At 71.8% G+C, this 15,093-nt stretch carries 16 protein-coding genes; 6 read left to right on the top strand and 10 right to left on the bottom strand.

Annotated elements, in window-relative coordinates:
* The first annotated feature begins 199 nt into the window (after positions 1-199).
* Both AB0E98_RS02235 and AB0E98_RS02230 read left to right on the top strand, forming a co-directional pair.
* Complete coding sequence (locus AB0E98_RS02235; protein ID WP_361697614.1) at positions 200-1,042, top strand: PASTA domain-containing protein; 843 nt, start codon at positions 200-202, stop codon at positions 1,040-1,042.
* 13 nt (positions 1,043-1,055) lie between these two features.
* On the top strand, positions 1,056-1,931 hold the full coding sequence (locus AB0E98_RS02230; protein ID WP_361697612.1) for a deoxyribonuclease IV: 876 nt from the start codon (positions 1,056-1,058) through the stop codon (positions 1,929-1,931).
* A gap of 21 nt (positions 1,932-1,952) precedes the next feature.
* On the opposite strand, the gene AB0E98_RS02225 is transcribed toward AB0E98_RS02230, so the two are convergent.
* Positions 1,953-2,585, bottom strand: a complete 633-nt coding sequence (locus AB0E98_RS02225; protein WP_361697610.1) for a sulfite oxidase-like oxidoreductase — start codon at positions 2,583-2,585, stop codon at positions 1,953-1,955.
* A 175-nt stretch (positions 2,586-2,760) separates the two neighbouring features.
* Here AB0E98_RS02225 and bfr point away from each other — a divergent pair, with 175 nt between their 5' ends.
* Positions 2,761-3,249, top strand: coding sequence for a bacterioferritin (gene bfr / locus AB0E98_RS02220; protein ID WP_311614334.1), 489 nt, complete (start codon positions 2,761-2,763; stop codon positions 3,247-3,249).
* A gap of 14 nt (positions 3,250-3,263) precedes the next feature.
* On the opposite strand, the gene AB0E98_RS02215 is transcribed toward bfr, so the two are convergent.
* Together AB0E98_RS02215 and AB0E98_RS02210 are read right to left on the bottom strand one after the other, a co-directional pair.
* Positions 3,264-3,524, bottom strand: a complete 261-nt coding sequence (locus AB0E98_RS02215) for a (2Fe-2S)-binding protein (RefSeq protein WP_361697607.1) — start codon at positions 3,522-3,524, stop codon at positions 3,264-3,266.
* 152 nt (positions 3,525-3,676) lie between these two features.
* A complete protein-coding gene (locus AB0E98_RS02210) occupies positions 3,677-5,026 on the bottom strand; it encodes a class II 3-deoxy-7-phosphoheptulonate synthase (protein ID WP_311614336.1) in 1,350 nt (449 codons plus the stop codon).
* Between the two features lie 289 nt (positions 5,027-5,315).
* Here AB0E98_RS02210 and AB0E98_RS02205 point away from each other — a divergent pair, with 289 nt between their 5' ends.
* On the top strand, positions 5,316-7,295 hold the full coding sequence (locus tag AB0E98_RS02205) for an anthranilate synthase family protein (RefSeq protein ID WP_361697605.1): 1,980 nt from the start codon (positions 5,316-5,318) through the stop codon (positions 7,293-7,295).
* 129 nt (positions 7,296-7,424) lie between these two features.
* Here AB0E98_RS02205 and AB0E98_RS02200 read toward each other — a convergent pair whose 3' ends face one another.
* From AB0E98_RS02200 to AB0E98_RS02185, 4 genes are read right to left on the bottom strand one after another with little or no spacing between them, the layout of a single operon-like run.
* Positions 7,425-8,459 carry a 6-phosphofructokinase gene (locus tag AB0E98_RS02200; protein WP_361697603.1) on the bottom strand — a complete coding sequence of 345 codons (1,035 nt, stop codon included), beginning with the start codon at positions 8,457-8,459 and terminating at the stop codon, positions 7,425-7,427.
* 54 nt (positions 8,460-8,513) lie between these two features.
* The gene (locus tag AB0E98_RS02195) at positions 8,514-9,185 is read right to left on the bottom strand and encodes a response regulator transcription factor (protein ID WP_361697601.1); all 672 of its coding nucleotides are present in this window, start codon (positions 9,183-9,185) and stop codon (positions 8,514-8,516) included.
* Positions 9,182-10,411: a DUF5931 domain-containing protein gene (locus tag AB0E98_RS02190; protein ID WP_361697599.1), complete on the bottom strand. Its 1,230-nt coding sequence runs from the start codon at positions 10,409-10,411 to the stop codon at positions 9,182-9,184. Before AB0E98_RS02190 ends, AB0E98_RS02195 begins: the two co-directional genes overlap by 4 nt.
* Positions 10,412-10,437: 26 nt before the next feature.
* Positions 10,438-11,202: a lysophospholipid acyltransferase family protein gene (locus AB0E98_RS02185; RefSeq protein ID WP_361698135.1), complete on the bottom strand. Its 765-nt coding sequence runs from the start codon at positions 11,200-11,202 to the stop codon at positions 10,438-10,440.
* 138 nt (positions 11,203-11,340) lie between these two features.
* Here AB0E98_RS02185 and AB0E98_RS02180 point away from each other — a divergent pair, with 138 nt between their 5' ends.
* Together AB0E98_RS02180 and AB0E98_RS02175 are read left to right on the top strand one after the other, a co-directional pair.
* Complete coding sequence (locus AB0E98_RS02180; protein ID WP_361697597.1) at positions 11,341-12,111, top strand: alpha/beta fold hydrolase; 771 nt, start codon at positions 11,341-11,343, stop codon at positions 12,109-12,111.
* Positions 12,104-12,682: a hypothetical protein gene (locus AB0E98_RS02175; RefSeq protein WP_361697595.1), complete on the top strand. Its 579-nt coding sequence runs from the start codon at positions 12,104-12,106 to the stop codon at positions 12,680-12,682. Before AB0E98_RS02180 ends, AB0E98_RS02175 begins: the two co-directional genes overlap by 8 nt.
* Positions 12,683-12,818: 136 nt before the next feature.
* Here AB0E98_RS02175 and AB0E98_RS02170 read toward each other — a convergent pair whose 3' ends face one another.
* Genes AB0E98_RS02170 through AB0E98_RS02160 form a run of 3 tightly spaced genes read right to left on the bottom strand, consistent with a single transcriptional unit; the run spans position 12,819 to position 15,082 of the window.
* Positions 12,819-13,568 carry an endonuclease/exonuclease/phosphatase family protein gene (locus AB0E98_RS02170; protein WP_361698133.1) on the bottom strand — a complete coding sequence of 250 codons (750 nt, stop codon included), beginning with the start codon at positions 13,566-13,568 and terminating at the stop codon, positions 12,819-12,821.
* Positions 13,569-13,623: 55 nt separating this feature from the next.
* Positions 13,624-14,565 carry an ROK family glucokinase gene (locus AB0E98_RS02165; protein ID WP_361697593.1) on the bottom strand — a complete coding sequence of 314 codons (942 nt, stop codon included), beginning with the start codon at positions 14,563-14,565 and terminating at the stop codon, positions 13,624-13,626.
* 55 nt (positions 14,566-14,620) lie between these two features.
* Entirely contained in the window at positions 14,621-15,082 is a 462-nt protein-coding gene (locus AB0E98_RS02160; protein ID WP_361697591.1) for a DUF5304 domain-containing protein, read from the bottom strand.
* Between the last annotated feature and the right edge of the window lie 11 nt (positions 15,083-15,093).

Genomic DNA, 15,093 nt, shown 5'->3' with positions numbered 1-15,093 from the left:
CTCCCCGCGCGCCGCCGGGTGGCGCCCCGCGCCGCCCCCGGCCCTGGGGGACCCCCCCCCCCCCCCCCCGGGGGGGGGGCGGGGGGGGCCCCCCCCCCCCCCCCCGCCGGCCCCGGCGGCCGCTCCCGGGCCGCGCCGGGGGCCCCTGGCGGGGCTGTCCCGGCGCTGGGTCCTCGCGGTCGCGGCCGCCCTGCTGGCCGTGCTGGCGGGCACCGGCGTCTGGTACATCAACTCCGGCCAGTTCACCTCCGTGCCGGCGGTCCTGGACCTGACCCAGGACAAGGCGACCGCCGAGCTGGACAAGGCCGGGCTCGGCGTGAAGACGCAGCAGGCGTTCAGCGACACCGTCGAGCGCGGCCACGTCATCGCCACCGACCCCAAGCCGGGCGAGCGCATCCGCAACACCGGCAAGGTCACGATCACCATCTCGCGCGGCCCGCAGAAGGCCGAGGTGCCCAATGTCGCCGGGCTGCCCTTCGCCGAGGCGAAGAAGAAGATCGAGGGCCAGGGCCTGACGGTCGGGGACGTCACCCGGCAGTTCAGCGACGAGACCCCCAAGGACTCGGTCCTGTCCACCGACCCCAAGCCGGGCACCGAGCTGCGGCCCGACTCGGCCGTGGCCCTCGTCGTCAGCAAGGGCAAGCAGATCGCCGTGCCGAATGTGACGGGCATGCCGCTGGCGGACGCCACCGCCACGCTGCGGGACGCCGGTTTCGACGTCAAGGTCGCGGACGCCCAGGTGTACTCCGACAAGCCCCAGGGCGCGGTGGCCCAGCAGTCCCCGGGCCAGGGCGAGAAGGCCGCCCAGGGCGACAGCGTCACCCTCACGGTCTCCAAGGGCAAGGAGATGGTCACGGTCCCGGACGTCACCGGCAAGAGCGAGGCCGTGGCCAAGCAGATCCTGACCGCCGCGGGCTTCCAGGTGAAGGTCGACCGGCCGTTCTTCTTCCCGCAGGACTCCGTCGACAGCCAGTCGGTGCGGGGCGGCTCGCAGGCGGCCAAGGGCGACACGATCATCATCAAGCTGAAGAGCGGGTTCTGAGGTTCTGAGCGTCATGAGTGATACACGCGGTTCCCTCCGCAATCCCGTCGGCGGCCATGTCCCCGTCGCCGGCGGGCTCGCCAAGGTCGGTCTGTCCTACGCGCGGGAGCTGGCCGCCGAGGCCGTCCAGGTCTTCGTCGCCAACCCGCGCGGCTGGGCGACCCCGCCCGGTGACCCCCGGCAGGACGAGGAGTTCCGGGCCGCCTGCGCCGCCGGGGGCGTACCGGCCTACGTCCACGCGCCCTATCTGATCAATTTCGGCTCGCACACCGAGGCCACCGTGGAGAAGTCCATGGACTCGCTGCGGCACTCACTGCGCCGGGGCCGGGAGATCGGCGCGCTCGGCGTCGTCGTCCACACCGGCTCGGCGACCGGCGGGCGGGCCCGTACGGAGGCGCTGGCGCAGGTCCACGAGCGGCTGCTGCCGCTGCTGGAGGAGCTCACCCACGACGACGACCCCCGGCTGCTGCTGGAGCCCACGGCCGGGCAGGGCTCCTCGCTCTGCTCCCTGGTCGAGGACCTCGGCCCGTACTTCGCGGCGCTGGAGCACCATCCGAAGCTGGGCGTCTGCCTCGACACCTGCCATCTCTTCGCGGCCGGGCACGACCTCGCGGAGCCCGGCGGGATGAAGCGGACGCTCGACGAGCTGGTCGCCGTGACCGGCCCGGGGCGGCTGGGGCTGATTCACGCCAATGACTCCAAGGACGTCGTCGGCGCCCACAAGGACCGGCACGAGAACATCGGTTCCGGCCATATCGGCGCCGAGCCCTTCGCCGAACTGTTCCGGCACCCGGAGACGGCGGGCGTGCCACTGACGATCGAGACGCCCGGCGGCAAGGAGGGCCACGCCGCCGACGTGGCCCGGCTGAAGGCGCTGCGGGACGGCTGACCGGCCCGGCCGGCCGGAGCCCTAGAGCTCCGGCCCCTCACCGGGCAGCTCCTGGTAGGAGTAGCGCTGCTCGCTCCAGGGGTCGCCCACGTTGTGGTAGCCCCGCTCCTCCCAGAAGCCCCGCCGGTCGGCGGTCATGTACTCCACGCCGCGCACCCACTTGGGGCCCTTCCAGGCGTAGAGGTGCGGGACGACCAGCCGGGCGGGGAAGCCGTGCTCGGCGGTGAGGAGTTCGCCGTCCTTGTGGGTGGCGAAAATGGTCTGTTCCGCGGTGAAGTCGGACAGCCGCAGATTAGAGCTGTAGCCGTACTCGGCCCACACCATCACATGCGTGACCTCGGGCGCGGGCGGCGCCAGTTCGAGGATCGTACGGGCCGAAACCCCACCCCACTCGGCGTCGAGCATGCTGTACTTCGTGACGCAGTGCAGATCCGCCACCACCGTCGTGTACGGCAGCGCGGAGAATTCGTCATGCGTCCAGCAGCGCTTGTCGCCGTCGGCGGTCGATCCGAAGACACGGAACTCCCAGCGGTCCGGCTTGAACTTCGGTACCGGGCCGTAGTGCGTCACCGGCCATCCGCGCTGGAGCCGCTGCCCCGGGGGCAGCTGAAGATATTCCCCTTTGCGGCTTTCGGTATTTTTCGAGAGCCCCATGGCTCAATGGTGTCAGACCCATGGGGGTGCTGATGACCGGGGGACGGCCCAGGACGGGCCCTGTCACGCCATATTCGGGCAACTCCCACTAAGTGTGAACTTACTGGACGGCTCTCCCGGGTGGTGCGAGGATGCGCGCAACCTGCTGGACACCTGCCGAGAAGGAGCCTCTGCGATGCAGGGAGACCCCGAGGTCATCGAGTTCCTCAACGAACAGCTGACCGCCGAGCTGACCGCCATCAATCAGTACTTCCTGCACGCCAAACTCCAGGAGCACCACGGCTGGACCAAGATCGCCTCACATACCCGGGCCGAGTCGTTCGACGAGATGCGGCACGCGGAGGTCCTGACCGACCGGATCATCTTCCTGGAGGCGCTGCCCAACTATCAGCGGCTCTTCCACGTCCGGATCGGCCAGTCGATCACCGAGATGTTCCAGGCCGACCGCCAGGTGGAGGTCGAGGCCATCGACCGGCTGCGGCGCGGGGTGGAGGTCATGAGGGCCAAGGGCGACATCACCTCGGCCAATATCTTCGAGTCGATCCTCGCGGACGAGGAGGATCACATCGACTATCTCGACACCCAGCTGGAGCTGATCGAGAAACTCGGTGAGCCGCTGTACATCGCGCAGTTCATCGAGCAGGAGAACGGCGGGAGCGACTAGGCCGGCGGCACGGGCTAGGCGGCGACCGACGCCATGGGCCCGGGGGCCGGTATGAGCGCCGTTCCGGCGCCCAGCACATCGACGTCCCCCTGGTCGGCCAGCTCCCGGCGGGGGCACGCGCCCCGGCCGAGCAGAGCCTGGATACGGCGCACACAGCTGCCGCAGTCGGTGCCGGCCTTGCAGGCGGAAGCGATCTTGCGGGGCGTGCACGCCCCCTTGTCCGCGTGCTCGCGCACCTGCTGCTCCGTGATGCCGAAGCACGAGCAGACGTACACGCGGTCACCGCCTTGCCGGGGAACGAAGGGCCGAAGACCTTATTGATCAATAAGGTTACCCTTACCTTACCCGCCTGGGCGGCCGAAAAACAACGCCGTGGGGCGCGGATCACGTCGATCCGCGCCCCACGGCGTCTCGCTATGAGCTGTTCCTACTGGTCGCGGTACATCTCGGCGACCAGGAACGCCAGGTCCAGGGACTGGCTGCGGTTGAGGCGGGGGTCGCACGCCGTCTCGTAGCGCTGGTGGAGGTCGTCGACGAAGATCTCGTCACCGCCGCCCACGCACTCGGTGACGTCGTCACCGGTGAGCTCGACATGGATGCCGCCCGGGTGGGTGCCGAGGGCCTTGTGGACCTCGAAGAAGCCCTTGACCTCGTCCAGCACGTCGTCGAAGCGGCGGGTCTTGTGGCCCGAGGCCGCCTCGAAGGTGTTGCCGTGCATCGGGTCGCAGATCCAGGCCACCTGGGCACCGGAGGCGGTGACCTTCTCCACCAGGGTGGGGAGCTTCTCACGGACCTTGTCCGCACCCATCCGGGTGATGAACGTCAGCCGGCCCGGCTCGCGCTCGGGGTCGAGCCGCTCGATGAGGGTGAGCGCGTCCTCGGGCGTCGTCGTCGGCCCGAGCTTCACCCCGATCGGGTTGCGGATCTTCGAGGCGAACTCGATGTGCGCCCCGTCCAGCTGCCGGGTGCGCTCGCCGATCCAGACCATGTGGCCCGAGACGTCGTACAGCTGCCCGGTACGCGAGTCCACGCGGGTCAGCGCGGACTCGTAGTCCAGGACCAGCGCCTCGTGGGACGCGTAGAACTCGACGGTCTTGAACTCCTCCGGGTCCACCCCGCAGGCGTTCATGAAGTTCAGCGCGCGGTCGATCTCACGGGCCAGCTGCTCGTAGCGCTGGCCGGAGGGCGAGGACTTCACGAAGTCCTGGTTCCAGGCGTGGACCTGGCGCAGGTCGGCGTAGCCACCGGTGGTGAAGGCGCGCACCAGGTTCAGCGTGGAGGCCGAGGCCTGGTACATCCGCTTCAGCCGCTGCGGGTCCGGCGTACGGGCCTCGGGGGTGAAGGCGAAGCCGTTGACCGAGTCGCCGCGGTAGGTCGGCAGGGTCACGCCGTCGCGGGTCTCGGTCGGCTTCGAGCGCGGCTTGCTGTACTGGCCTGCGATACGGCCGACCTTCACGACCGGCACCGAACCGGCGTACGTCAGCACCGCGCCCATCTGGAGGAGCGTCTTGAGCTTGTTGCGGATCTGGTCGGCGCCGACGGCGTCGAAGGCCTCGGCGCAGTCGCCGCCCTGAAGCAGGAACGCCTCTCCACGGGCGACGGCTCCCAGACGCTGGCGCAGCTGGTCGCACTCGCCCGCGAAGACGAGAGGCGGATAGGACTCGAGCTCGGCGATCACATCGCGCAGAGCCTCTTGGTCCGGCCAGTCAGGCTGCTGCGCCGCGGGCAGGGAGCGCCAGGTGTTGCCACCGGCGTGGATTTCAGCGTTCACGGTCACGCCCTCAACATTACGGGGTCGCGACGACGACCCAAGGGCCGGACCGGACTCTGAGACACGCACTGAGACAGATCTAGGGAAAACCGGCGACATCGCGACCGGCCGTCGGGTACTGTGCCGCTTATGTACGTGCTCTCCAACCAGCTGTGGTGGTGGACCGCTCCTTCGGCGGCCCACTGACGCGCGTACCACCAGCGTTCTCGCGAAGGCCGCCCCGAGGGGCGGCCTTCGGCGTCTCCGGCGCCGATGACGAGGGCCGTTCCTCCCCCACCAGGAAGGAACTCCGCCCATGTCCCGCACCGCCGCCGCCCTCCTCGCCCGGCTCACCGCCGCGGACCACCCGCCCTTCGCCCTGCTCCACCGCCGCACCCCCGTCCCCCGTGGCCTGAACGGCACGGGAGGTACCCCCATCCGGGAGGACGTCGTCGAAGTGCTCACCGGCCCGGTCGCCGAGGTGGAGCACCTGACCGACATCCCGCTCCCCTCCGGACCGCCCCCCGGCGGCGCGCCCGTGCACGACGCGCTGGCGCTCGTGCCCTTCCGCCAGATCCGCGAGCGCGGCTTCGACGTCCGCGACGACGGCACCCCCCTGCTGGTCCTGCGGCCGGACGAGGTCCACGAGCTGCCGCTGGACAAGGTCCTCGGCGCGCTGCCCACCCACGACGTGCGGGTGGAGGGCGGGGCCTTCGACGTGGCCGACGACGAGTACGCGGAGATCGTCCGGCGTGTCGTCGAGGACGAGATCGGCACGGGCGAGGGCGCCAACTTCGTCATCCGCCGCACCTTCGAGGGCGAGATCCACGGCTTCCACGCCTCCGACGCGCTGGCCCTCTTCCGCAGGCTGCTGTCGGGCGAGCGCGGCGCCTACTGGACGTACGTCGTCCACACCGGCGAGCGCACGCTGGTGGGCGCCAGCCCCGAGGTGCACGTCCGGATGGCGGGCGGCACGGTCGTGATGAACCCGATCAGCGGCACCTACCGCTATCCCGCCGGGGGCCCGTCCGCCGACGACCTGCTCGACTTCCTCCACGACCCCAAGGAGGTGGAGGAGCTCTCGATGGTCGTCGACGAGGAGCTGAAGATGATGTGCACCGTCGGCGACATGGGCGGTGTCGTCGTCGGCCCCCGGTTGCGCGAGATGGCCCACCTCGCGCACACCGAGTACGAGCTGCGCGGACGCTCCTCGCTGGACGTGCGCGACGTGCTGCGCGAGACGATGTTCGCCGCGACCGTCACCGGCTCGCCCGTGCAGAACGCCTGCCGCGTCATCGAGCGCCACGAGCCCCACGGCCGCGGCTACTACGCGGGCGCCCTCGCCCTCATCGGCCGGGACGCGGGCGGCGCCCAGAGCCTGGACTCGCCCATCCTCATCCGCACCGCCGACATCGACCGGCGCGGCCGGCTCCGGGTCGGCGTCGGCGCGACGCTGGTGCGCCGCTCCGACCCGCGCGGCGAGGTCGCCGAGACCCACGCCAAGGCGGCGGGCGTCCTGACGGCCCTCGGCGTCCGCCGGGGTCCCGTACGTCCGGCGACGGCGCCGGACGTACGGCTGTCCGACGACCCCCGCGTACGGAACGCGCTGGACGCCCGCCGCGCCGACCTGGCCCCTTTCTGGCTGCGGATGCACCCCACCGACTCCGCTCCCGTGCTGAGCGGACACGCTCTGGTCGTCGACGGCGAGGACACCTTCACGGCGATGCTCGCCCATCTGCTGCGCACCTCGGGACTGACGGTGTCGGTGCGGCGCTACGACGAGCCCGGGCTGCGGGAGGCGGTGCTGGGCCACGAGGGCCCGGTGGTGCTGGGGCCCGGCCCGGGCAACCCGTCGGACGCCGCCGACCCGAAGATGCGGATGCTGCGCGGGCTGGCGGGCGACCTGCTGCGCGGGCACCGGCACGGGCCCGCCCGTCGCCCGACCACCACCCCTCATCGAGGCCCTTCGGGCCACACCTTCTTGTTCGGCGTGTGCCTGGGGCACGAGCTGATCGCGGCGGAGCTGGGGATGGAGATCGTACGGAAGGACGTGCCGTTCCAGGGGGCGCAGGAGCGGATCGACTTCTTCGGGCGGCCCGAGACCGTCGGCTTCTACAACACGTTTACGGCACGCGGGGACGCCGAGGGTGTCGAGGTGTGCGGTGACCCCGCGACGGGGGATGTGCACGCGGTGCGGGGGCCCGGCTTCGCCGGGGTCCAGTTCCACCCCGAGTCCGTTCTGACGCTGAACGGGTCGGCGATCGTCGCCGAGCTGCTCGCCGCAGTGCGGGTCTGAGCCCGCCGCTCCGCGGCGGTTTCGCCCACCCACCCGCCCGATTACCCCGAAACGTCATGACGTGGGTGGGTGATCGGGCGGGCGGGTGGGGCAGGACCGCGCCGGAGGCGCGGAAAACCCCTGCGGCGGTCAGCCGAAGAACGTCTTGGCCTCCTCGTAAAGAGCCAACGGCACCGTCTTCAGCCGCGCCGTCGCATCGCCCAAGGGCACGCGGACGATATCCGCACCCCGAAGCGCGACCATCGCGCCGAACGCACCATCCTGCACGGCGGAAATGGCGTGCAAGCCGAAGCGCGTCGCCAGCCACCGATCGAACGCACTGGGCGTGCCACCCCGCTGCACATGCCCCAGCACGGTCGTCCGCGCCTCCTTCCCCGTGCGGGACTCGATCTCCTTCGCCAGCCACTCCCCCACCCCGGAGAGCCGGACGTGCCCGAAGGAGTCCAGTGGCGTGGCGGCGTTCTTCAGGACCAGGTCGCCGTCCTGCGGCATGGCGCCCTCCGCGACGACCACGATCGGGGCGTAGCTGGCGCGGAAGCGGGAGGTGACCCAGCCGCAGACCTCGTCGACGTCGAAGCGCACCTCGGGGACGAGGATGACGTTGGCGCCGCCCGCCAGGCCGGAGTGGAGGGCGATCCAGCCCGCGTGCCGGCCCATGACCTCGACCACGAGGACCCGCATATGGGACTCGGCGGTGGTGTGGAGGCGGTCGATGGCCTCGGTGGCGATGTTGACGGCGGTGTCGAAGCCGAAGGTGTAGTCGGTGGCGGAGAGGTCGTTGTCGATGGTCTTGGGCACGCCGACGCAGCGGACGCCGTACTCGCCGCCGATCCGGGCGGCGACGCCGAGGGTGTCCTCGCCGCCGATGGCGATCAGGGCGTCCACGCCGTGCTCGGCGAGGTTCTCCGTGATGCGGCGGACGCCGTCGGGCTCCTTGAAGGGGTTGGTCCGGGAGGATCCGAGGATCGTGCCGCCGCGCGGCAGGATGCCCCGTACCGCCGGGATGCCGAGCGGGACGGCGGAGCCGTGGAGCGGGCCGCGCCAGCCGTCCCTGAAGCCGATGAAGTCGTGACCGTGGTCCTGGACACCCTTGCGGACGATCGCACGGATGACCGCGTTGAGGCCGGGGCAGTCGCCGCCGCCGGTGAGCACTCCGATCCGCATGACACACCTTCCGTTCGCCGGGGATCTCGAAGCCGCCCGGCCGGGAACGCGTGGTCAGGCGTCGTCGAGACCTCGCTCTATCGCGTAGCGGACGAGCTCCACGCGGTTGTGCAGCTGGAGCTTGCCCAAGGTGTTCTGCACATGGTTCTGCACCGTCCGGTGGGAAATAACCAGCCGTTCGGCGATCTGCTTGTACGACAGTCCCTTGGCGACGAGGCGGAGGACCTCGGTCTCGCGGTCGGTGAGCCGGGGTGCCCGGGGCTCGTCGGGCGCGGCGGGGGCCGGGTCGGCGGCCAGCCTGCGGTACTCGCCGAGGACGAGCCCGGCGAGGCCCGGGGTGAAGACGGGGTCGCCCGCGGCCGTGCGGCGGACGGCGTCCACGAGCTCCTCCGTGCTGGCGGACTTGAGCAGATAGCCGGTGGCGCCGGACTTGACGGCCTCCAGGACGTCGGCGTGCTCGCCGCTCGCGGAGAGCACCAGGACGCGCAGCTCGGGGCGGTCCGCCACCAGCTGCTTGCAGACGGCCGCGCCGGGCAGGCCGGGCAGGTTGAGGTCGAGGACCAGGACGTCGGGGAGGGCGGCCTGGGCCCGGCGCACCGCCTGGGGGCCGTCGCCGGCGGTGGCCACCACGTCGTATCCGGCGGCGGCCAGGTCGCGGGCGACGGCGTCGCGCCACATGGGGTGGTCGTCGACCACCATGACCTTCACGGTCTGTTCGTCACTCATTTCCCGGTCTCGCTCCCCCGTGGGACTCTCAATTCGACTTCTGTGCCCTGGCCGGGCACGGACAGCAGCTCGGCGCTGCCGCCCAGGTCCCGCAGTCTGCCGCGGATCGACAGGGCGACGCCCATGCGCCCCTCCCGTTCGGCCGCCGCCAGCCGGCCCTCGGCGATGCCGGGCCCGTCGTCCCGCACGGTGACGATCACGGCGTCCGGCTCGTCCTCCAGCAGGATCCAGGCCCGCGCGCCGTCCCCGGCGTGCTCGCGGACATTGTCCAGTGCGGCGCCGACGGCGGCCGCCAGCTCCGCCGCCGCGGCCGCCTCCAGCAGGACGGGCGTGCCGGGCCCGGCGTAGGAGACGGCGGCCCCCGCGTGCGGTGCGAGCAGCGCGCCCACGTCGCAGGGCCCCTCCGGGGGGCGCGGCGGGGTGCCCACGGACCGTACGAGCTCGGCGTCCTCGGCGAGCTGCCGTGGCGTGCCCTGCGGGGGCACCAGGCCGCCCGCGACCAGGGTGCGCAGGGCGATCTCCTGCTCGCCCGCCAGCCGGCCCAGCTCGGCCGCCTCACCGCCGATGGCCGCGCCCCGGCGCTGCACCATGGCGAGGACCTGCAGGACGCTGTCGTGGATGTCGCGGGCGAGGCGCTCGCGCTCCCGGGTGGCCGCCTCGATCTGGAGGGCGCGGGCGAGGGTGCGCTCACTGGCGCGGGCGACCTCGACGATGTAGCCGATGGCGATGCTGGAGACCCAGACCAGCAGCACGTTGTGGACGGTGTCGCGGGCCGGGTGGCCGCGCTCGACGAGATTGGCGGCGGCGACCAGCGTGGAGCCGACGGCCGCCCAGCGCCAGCCGCCCTTGATGGCCAGGCCCAGTACCGCGCCGCCGGTCCAGATGGACGGGAGGGTGGCCGCGCCTCCGTCGACGCGCTCGGCCGAGTCGACGACGGCGCTGAGCAGAACTCCGCCGAGCGCGATCGTCAGATCGGCGATCAGGAAGGACCTGGTGCAGCGCTCGGGGGCCGAGACCTTGTTCCAGGTCAGCAGCATCCACAGGGTGAGTACGCCCATGTAGAGCGCCGCACCGAGCGGGTGCGCGTACTCGTGATAGTTGACGCAGAACAGGGCCAGCGCGTAGCCGAGTGTGAGGATGCGATAGCCGGTGAGGGCACGCCACAGCGGCAGCTCCACCGACATCCGCACGGCACGCGGTCGCCCGGTGCCGGTGCGCTGTGTCATGGACGTGACCCCCCGGGCCCGGGCGGTTACGCCTCGGGCTTGTCCTCCGCCTTCTCCGTCTTGTCGGCCTTCTCGAGTCCGGCGGCCTTCGCCGCCTTCTCCTCCTCGGCCTTCTGCTTCGCCTCCTCCGCGATCTGCCGCTTGGCGGCGGTCGCGTAGATGTCGACGTACTCCTGGCCGGAGAGCTTCATGATCTCGTACATGACCTCGTCGGTCACCGAGCGGAGGATGAAGCGGTCGCCGTCCATGCCGTGGTAACGGCTGAAGTCCAGCGGCTTTCCGATCCGGATGCCCGGCCGGATCATCTTCGGCAGGACCTTCCCGGGCGGCTGCACCTTCTCCGTGTCGATCATCGCGACGGGAATCACCGGGGCGCCGGTGGCCAGCGCCACCCGGGCGAGACCGCCGGGCTTGCCGCGGTAGAGACGGCCGTCAGGGGAACGGGTGCCCTCCGGGTAGATGCCGAAGAGCTCACCGCGCTCCAGCACCTCGATACCGCTCTTGATGGCGGCCTCACCGGCACCACGGGCACCGGAACGGTCGACCGGGAGCTGGCCGACGCCCTTGAAGAACGCCGCCGTCAGCTTTCCCTTGACCCCGGGGGAGGTGAAGTATTCCTGCTTGGCGATGAACGTGATCTTGCGATCGAGAACCGCGGGAAGGAAGAAAGAGTCCGAGAACGACAGGTGGTTGCTCGCGAGGATCGCGGGCCCCTCGGCCGGGATGTTCTCCAAGCCCTCCACCCACGGCCGGAAGGCAAGCTTCAGCGACCCGCCGATGGACAGCTTCATTGCGCCGTAGAACAACCGAGAACCTCCTGTGTGTGACGAGGAGACCTTAACCTGCCTACCCGCCGTGCGGCGCTCCGCGTAGGCTGAGGGCCAGACCCTCTCGTTTCCCGTTGTCTCGTTCCTTGATCGGAGATCCCGGTGCCGCTCCTCCCCGGAGCCGAGCCGTTCCGCCATGACGGCGGAGAGGTCGGCGTCCTTGTGTGTCACGGCTTCACCGGTTCCCCGCAGTCCGTAAGGCCCTGGGCCAATTATCTCGCGGAACGGGGCCTGACGGTCTCGCTCCCCCTGCTGCCGGGGCACGGCACCCGCTGGCAGGACATGGCGATCACGGGCTGGCAGGACTGGTACGCGGAGGTCGACCGCGAGCTGTGGAGGCTGCGGGAGCGGTGCTCCCGGGTCTTCGTGTGCGGACTGTCGATGGGCGGCGCCCTGACGCTGCGCCTCGCGGCCCGCCACGGGGAGGCGGTCTCCGGCGTCGTCCTGGTCAACCCCGCCAACAAGGTGCACGGCCTGGCCGCCCGGACGCTGCCCGTGACGCGCCACCTCGTACGGACGACCAAGGGCATCGCCAGCGACATAGCCAAGCCGGGCGTCGAGGAGACCGGTTACGACCGGGTGCCGCTCCAGGCGGCGCACTCCTTCCGCGGCTTCCTGCGGAAGCTGGACTCCGAACTGCCGCAGGTGACGCAGCCCTTGCTGCTGATGCACAGCCCCCAGGACCATGTGGTGCCACCGGCCGACTCGGCGCGCATCCTGTCCCGGGTCTCCTCCCTGGACGTCACCGAGCGACTGCTGGAGAAGAGCTACCACGTGGCCACCCTGGACCACGACGCGGAAACGATCTTCGAGCAGACCCACGCCTTCATCAGCCGGCTCACCGGCTCCCCCGCGGCGGCGTCCCATGGCTGAGCCCGACGCGAACCGCGACCGCGACGACAGCCGCGACCCCCTGGACGAGGACCGCGCCTGGGCCGAGCTCGTCGCCGCGTACGGCGAGCAGCCGGACCCGGAGAAGGGCCGCTGGCCGACGACCGGCGACCTGGACGAGGTGAAGGACGCCGCGCCGGAGACCACCGGGACCGAGCCCGCCCCCGAGGAGAAGCCCTCGCCGGCCGAGCCCGAGCGGCCCGGCGGCTCCATCGTCTTCGCCCCCGGCGTCGGCCCCCGCGACTGGACCACACCGGAGCCCGGCGAGCCCGCCGAGACCGGCAGGACCGGCGGCGCGGCGGACGAGGGCCATTTCATCCCGCCGGAGCCCCCGCCCCTGCCGACGGGCGACGTCACCTCGCGCTTCGCCTGGATCGCGGTCCTCGGCGGCCCCTTGCTGCTGCTCATCATGGTGCTGCTGCGCCAGGAGCTGACCTGGTGGCTGACGACCCTGGGGGTGGGCGGCTTCCTGGGCGGCTTCGCCACGCTGGTCCTGCGCATGAAGGACGGCGACGAGGACGATGACGACCCGGGCCGCGGCGCGGTGGTCTGATTCTCGACGCCCCCCTCGCACCGCTCGGCGCCGGGGCGCCTCCCGGGCTTCGGGCGGCTGCGCCGGACTCCGTCCGTCGAGTGGGCATCCGGCCTTGGCCGAAGTCCGCTCCGGAATGGCCGCGGAACCCGCGCCCTCAGGACGCGGCCGGCACCCGGACGGCTGCCAGCACCGGCAGATGATCCGTGGCGGCCCGCAGGTCGCTCTCGACGACCCCCGCCAGCCCCATCGGTACCCCGCACCCCAGCACTTCGACGCCCCCGGTCGCGAAGACCGCGTCGATCCGCTGAAGCGGGTCGCCGAGCCGCGTCGTGTGCTCACGCCCCCACGGCCTGACGGCCCAGCCGTCCCGGAGTTCGCCGGCCAGCAGGCCGAACGTCCGCCCGTCGGGCCGGTCGTTGAGGTCGCCCGCCACGACGGCGTGCGGCACCCCCAGCCCCCGTACCCGCTCCAGCACCAGCCGCCCCTGCGCGTACCGCTCGTCCGCGTCGATGCTCAGATGGCAGCTGACGACCCCCAGCCGGGCCTGCCCGAAGCGCAGCACGGCCATGGCCAGCCCCCGCTGGTGGAGACCGCGGTGCCGGGGCAGCAGCAGGGCCTCCGCGCGCTCTACTTGGGCGCGCAGGGAGGTGAGGATCATCGGACCGGAGGCGGTCGCGCCGCCGGTGACGTACACCAGCTCCGACTCCCGGGCGAGGCGGGCCGCCGCCTTGCGCCAGCGGAAGAAGCGCGGCGCCTCCTGAACGCAGACGACGTCGGGCGCACAGGCCCGGATGACCCGGGCCAGCGCCGCGACGTCGTCACGCATGGAGCGGATGTTGTAGGAGAGCACGCGGACCACGGACGCTTCCGCTTCGGTCGTGGATTCCGGCAGGTCCGCGAGCATGAGCATCGCCCCTCCGCTCGATCGTCCCTCCGCTGGAAGGAACGCTTCCTACGGTTCAGCCCTGACGGGCCAGGTCGGCCGCTCCCACCAGACCGGCCTTGCCGCCCAGCTGAGCGGCGAGCACCTGCGCGTGGGGGCGCCACTGTCCGCCGACGAGCCAGCGGCGGAAGGACTTGCGGATCGGGTCGAGGACGAGGTCGCCCTCGTCGGAGACGCCACCGCCGACGATGAACGCCGAGGGGTCGAAGAGCGAGGCCAGGTCGGCCAGGCCCGCGCCGGCCCAGCGGGCGAGCTCGCGGAAGGAGTCGATGGCCACCGGGTCGCCCTGGCGGGCGGCGTCGCTGATGTGCTTGCCCTCGATGCCCTCGGGGGTGCCGTCGCCCATGCCCAGCAGGATCTCGGCGTTCTCCGGGGTGGCCTGGGCGCGCTGCTTGGCGTAGCGGACGAGCGCGCGGCCCGACGCGTACTGCTCCCAGCAGCCCTGGCTGCCGCAGCCGCAGAGGAGGCCGTCCGGCACCACGCGGATGTGGCCGAACTCGGCGGCCACGCCGAAGCGGCCGCGGCGGAGCTTGTTGCCGATGATGATGCCGCCGCCGAGGCCGGTGCCGAGCGTGATGCAGATGACGTCGTCGTGGCCCTGGCCCGCGCCGAAGCGGTACTCGCCCCAGGCGGCGGCGTTGGCGTCGTTCTCGACGACGACCGGGAGGCCGACGCGCTGCTCGACCTTGTCCTTGAGCGCCTCGTGCCGCCAGTTGATGTTCGGGGCGAAGAGGACCGTGGCCCGCTTGTCGTCCACGTAGCCGGCGGCGCCGATGCCGACGGCCTCGACCTCGAAGCCCTCGCTGACCGTACGGACCGCGTCGGCGATCGCGTCGATCACGCCCTCGGAGGTGTCCGGGGTCGGCACCTTGCACGTCGCGAGGATCGAGCCCTCTTCGTCGACCACGCCGGCCGCGATCTTCGTGCCGCCGATGTCGACGCCGATGGTGAGTCCCATGTGAACCTCAGTTTTTCGCTCGAACCCCGCCAGGGCTAACCGTACCGGAGGTGGATCAGTCGAGGTCGATGCGCTCACTACCCCCGCTCTTCGCCTCGCCCTCGCGCGGCGCGGGGGGCTCGTGCGCCGGCTCGTCGCGGGTCCAGCGCGCCTCCTGTCTCGTCACGGCGGCGCGGTAGGCGGCCAGCAGTTCGGAGCCCGCGGAGGCCAGGTGGTCGAAGACCTCGGGGTTGCGCTCGATGACCGGCAGGGCGGCCGCCTTGGCCTGCTCGACGATCTCCCGCACGGCCCCCTGCGCGGCCGCGCCCGCGAGCGGCAGCTGGAAGGAGGAGACCTTGTCGGCGACGGCCTCGACGAGTTTGCGCAGCTCCTCGGCGGCGCTGCCGGGCTGCTCGCCCGGTCCGCCGGACGCGCGTCGGCGGGCGTTCTCGGCGGCGAGGTCCTCGGCGCAGGCCCGTTCCCAGGCGTCGGGGTCGGGCTCCCGGCCGGGGCCGGGGCGCTCGGTGGCTTCGCTCATGAAGGACTCCC

Origin of the sequence: Streptomyces sp. NPDC037389 (assembly GCF_040636475.1) — a bacterium.
Taxonomy (GTDB): Bacteria; Actinomycetota; Actinomycetes; order Streptomycetales; family Streptomycetaceae; genus Streptomyces; species Streptomyces hesseae.
Note: the sequence above shows the minus strand (reverse complement) of the source record. Positions and strands in the feature narration are given on the sequence as shown.

What these genes read in the sequence shown, in the direction of transcription:
- AB0E98_RS02230 (WP_361697612.1), top strand. Translation starts at nt 1,056, where the DNA reads ATGAGTGATACACGCGGTTCCCTCCGCAATCCCGTCGGCGGCCATGTC.
- AB0E98_RS02225 (WP_361697610.1), bottom strand. Translation starts at nt 2,585, where the DNA reads ATGGGGCTCTCGAAAAATACCGAAAGCCGCAAAGGGGAATATCTTCAG.
- bfr (WP_311614334.1), top strand. Translation starts at nt 2,761, where the DNA reads ATGCAGGGAGACCCCGAGGTCATCGAGTTCCTCAACGAACAGCTGACC.
- AB0E98_RS02205 (WP_361697605.1), top strand. Translation starts at nt 5,316, where the DNA reads ATGTCCCGCACCGCCGCCGCCCTCCTCGCCCGGCTCACCGCCGCGGAC.
- AB0E98_RS02200 (WP_361697603.1), bottom strand. Translation starts at nt 8,459, where the DNA reads ATGCGGATCGGAGTGCTCACCGGCGGCGGCGACTGCCCCGGCCTCAAC.
- AB0E98_RS02195 (WP_361697601.1), bottom strand. Translation starts at nt 9,185, where the DNA reads ATGAGTGACGAACAGACCGTGAAGGTCATGGTGGTCGACGACCACCCC.
- AB0E98_RS02190 (WP_361697599.1), bottom strand. Translation starts at nt 10,411, where the DNA reads ATGACACAGCGCACCGGCACCGGGCGACCGCGTGCCGTGCGGATGTCG.
- AB0E98_RS02185 (WP_361698135.1), bottom strand. Translation starts at nt 11,202, where the DNA reads ATGAAGCTGTCCATCGGCGGGTCGCTGAAGCTTGCCTTCCGGCCGTGG.
- AB0E98_RS02175 (WP_361697595.1), top strand. Translation starts at nt 12,104, where the DNA reads ATGGCTGAGCCCGACGCGAACCGCGACCGCGACGACAGCCGCGACCCC.
- AB0E98_RS02170 (WP_361698133.1), bottom strand. Translation starts at nt 13,568, where the DNA reads ATGCTCGCGGACCTGCCGGAATCCACGACCGAAGCGGAAGCGTCCGTG.
- AB0E98_RS02165 (WP_361697593.1), bottom strand. Translation starts at nt 14,565, where the DNA reads ATGGGACTCACCATCGGCGTCGACATCGGCGGCACGAAGATCGCGGCC.
- AB0E98_RS02160 (WP_361697591.1), bottom strand. Translation starts at nt 15,082, where the DNA reads ATGAGCGAAGCCACCGAGCGCCCCGGCCCCGGCCGGGAGCCCGACCCC.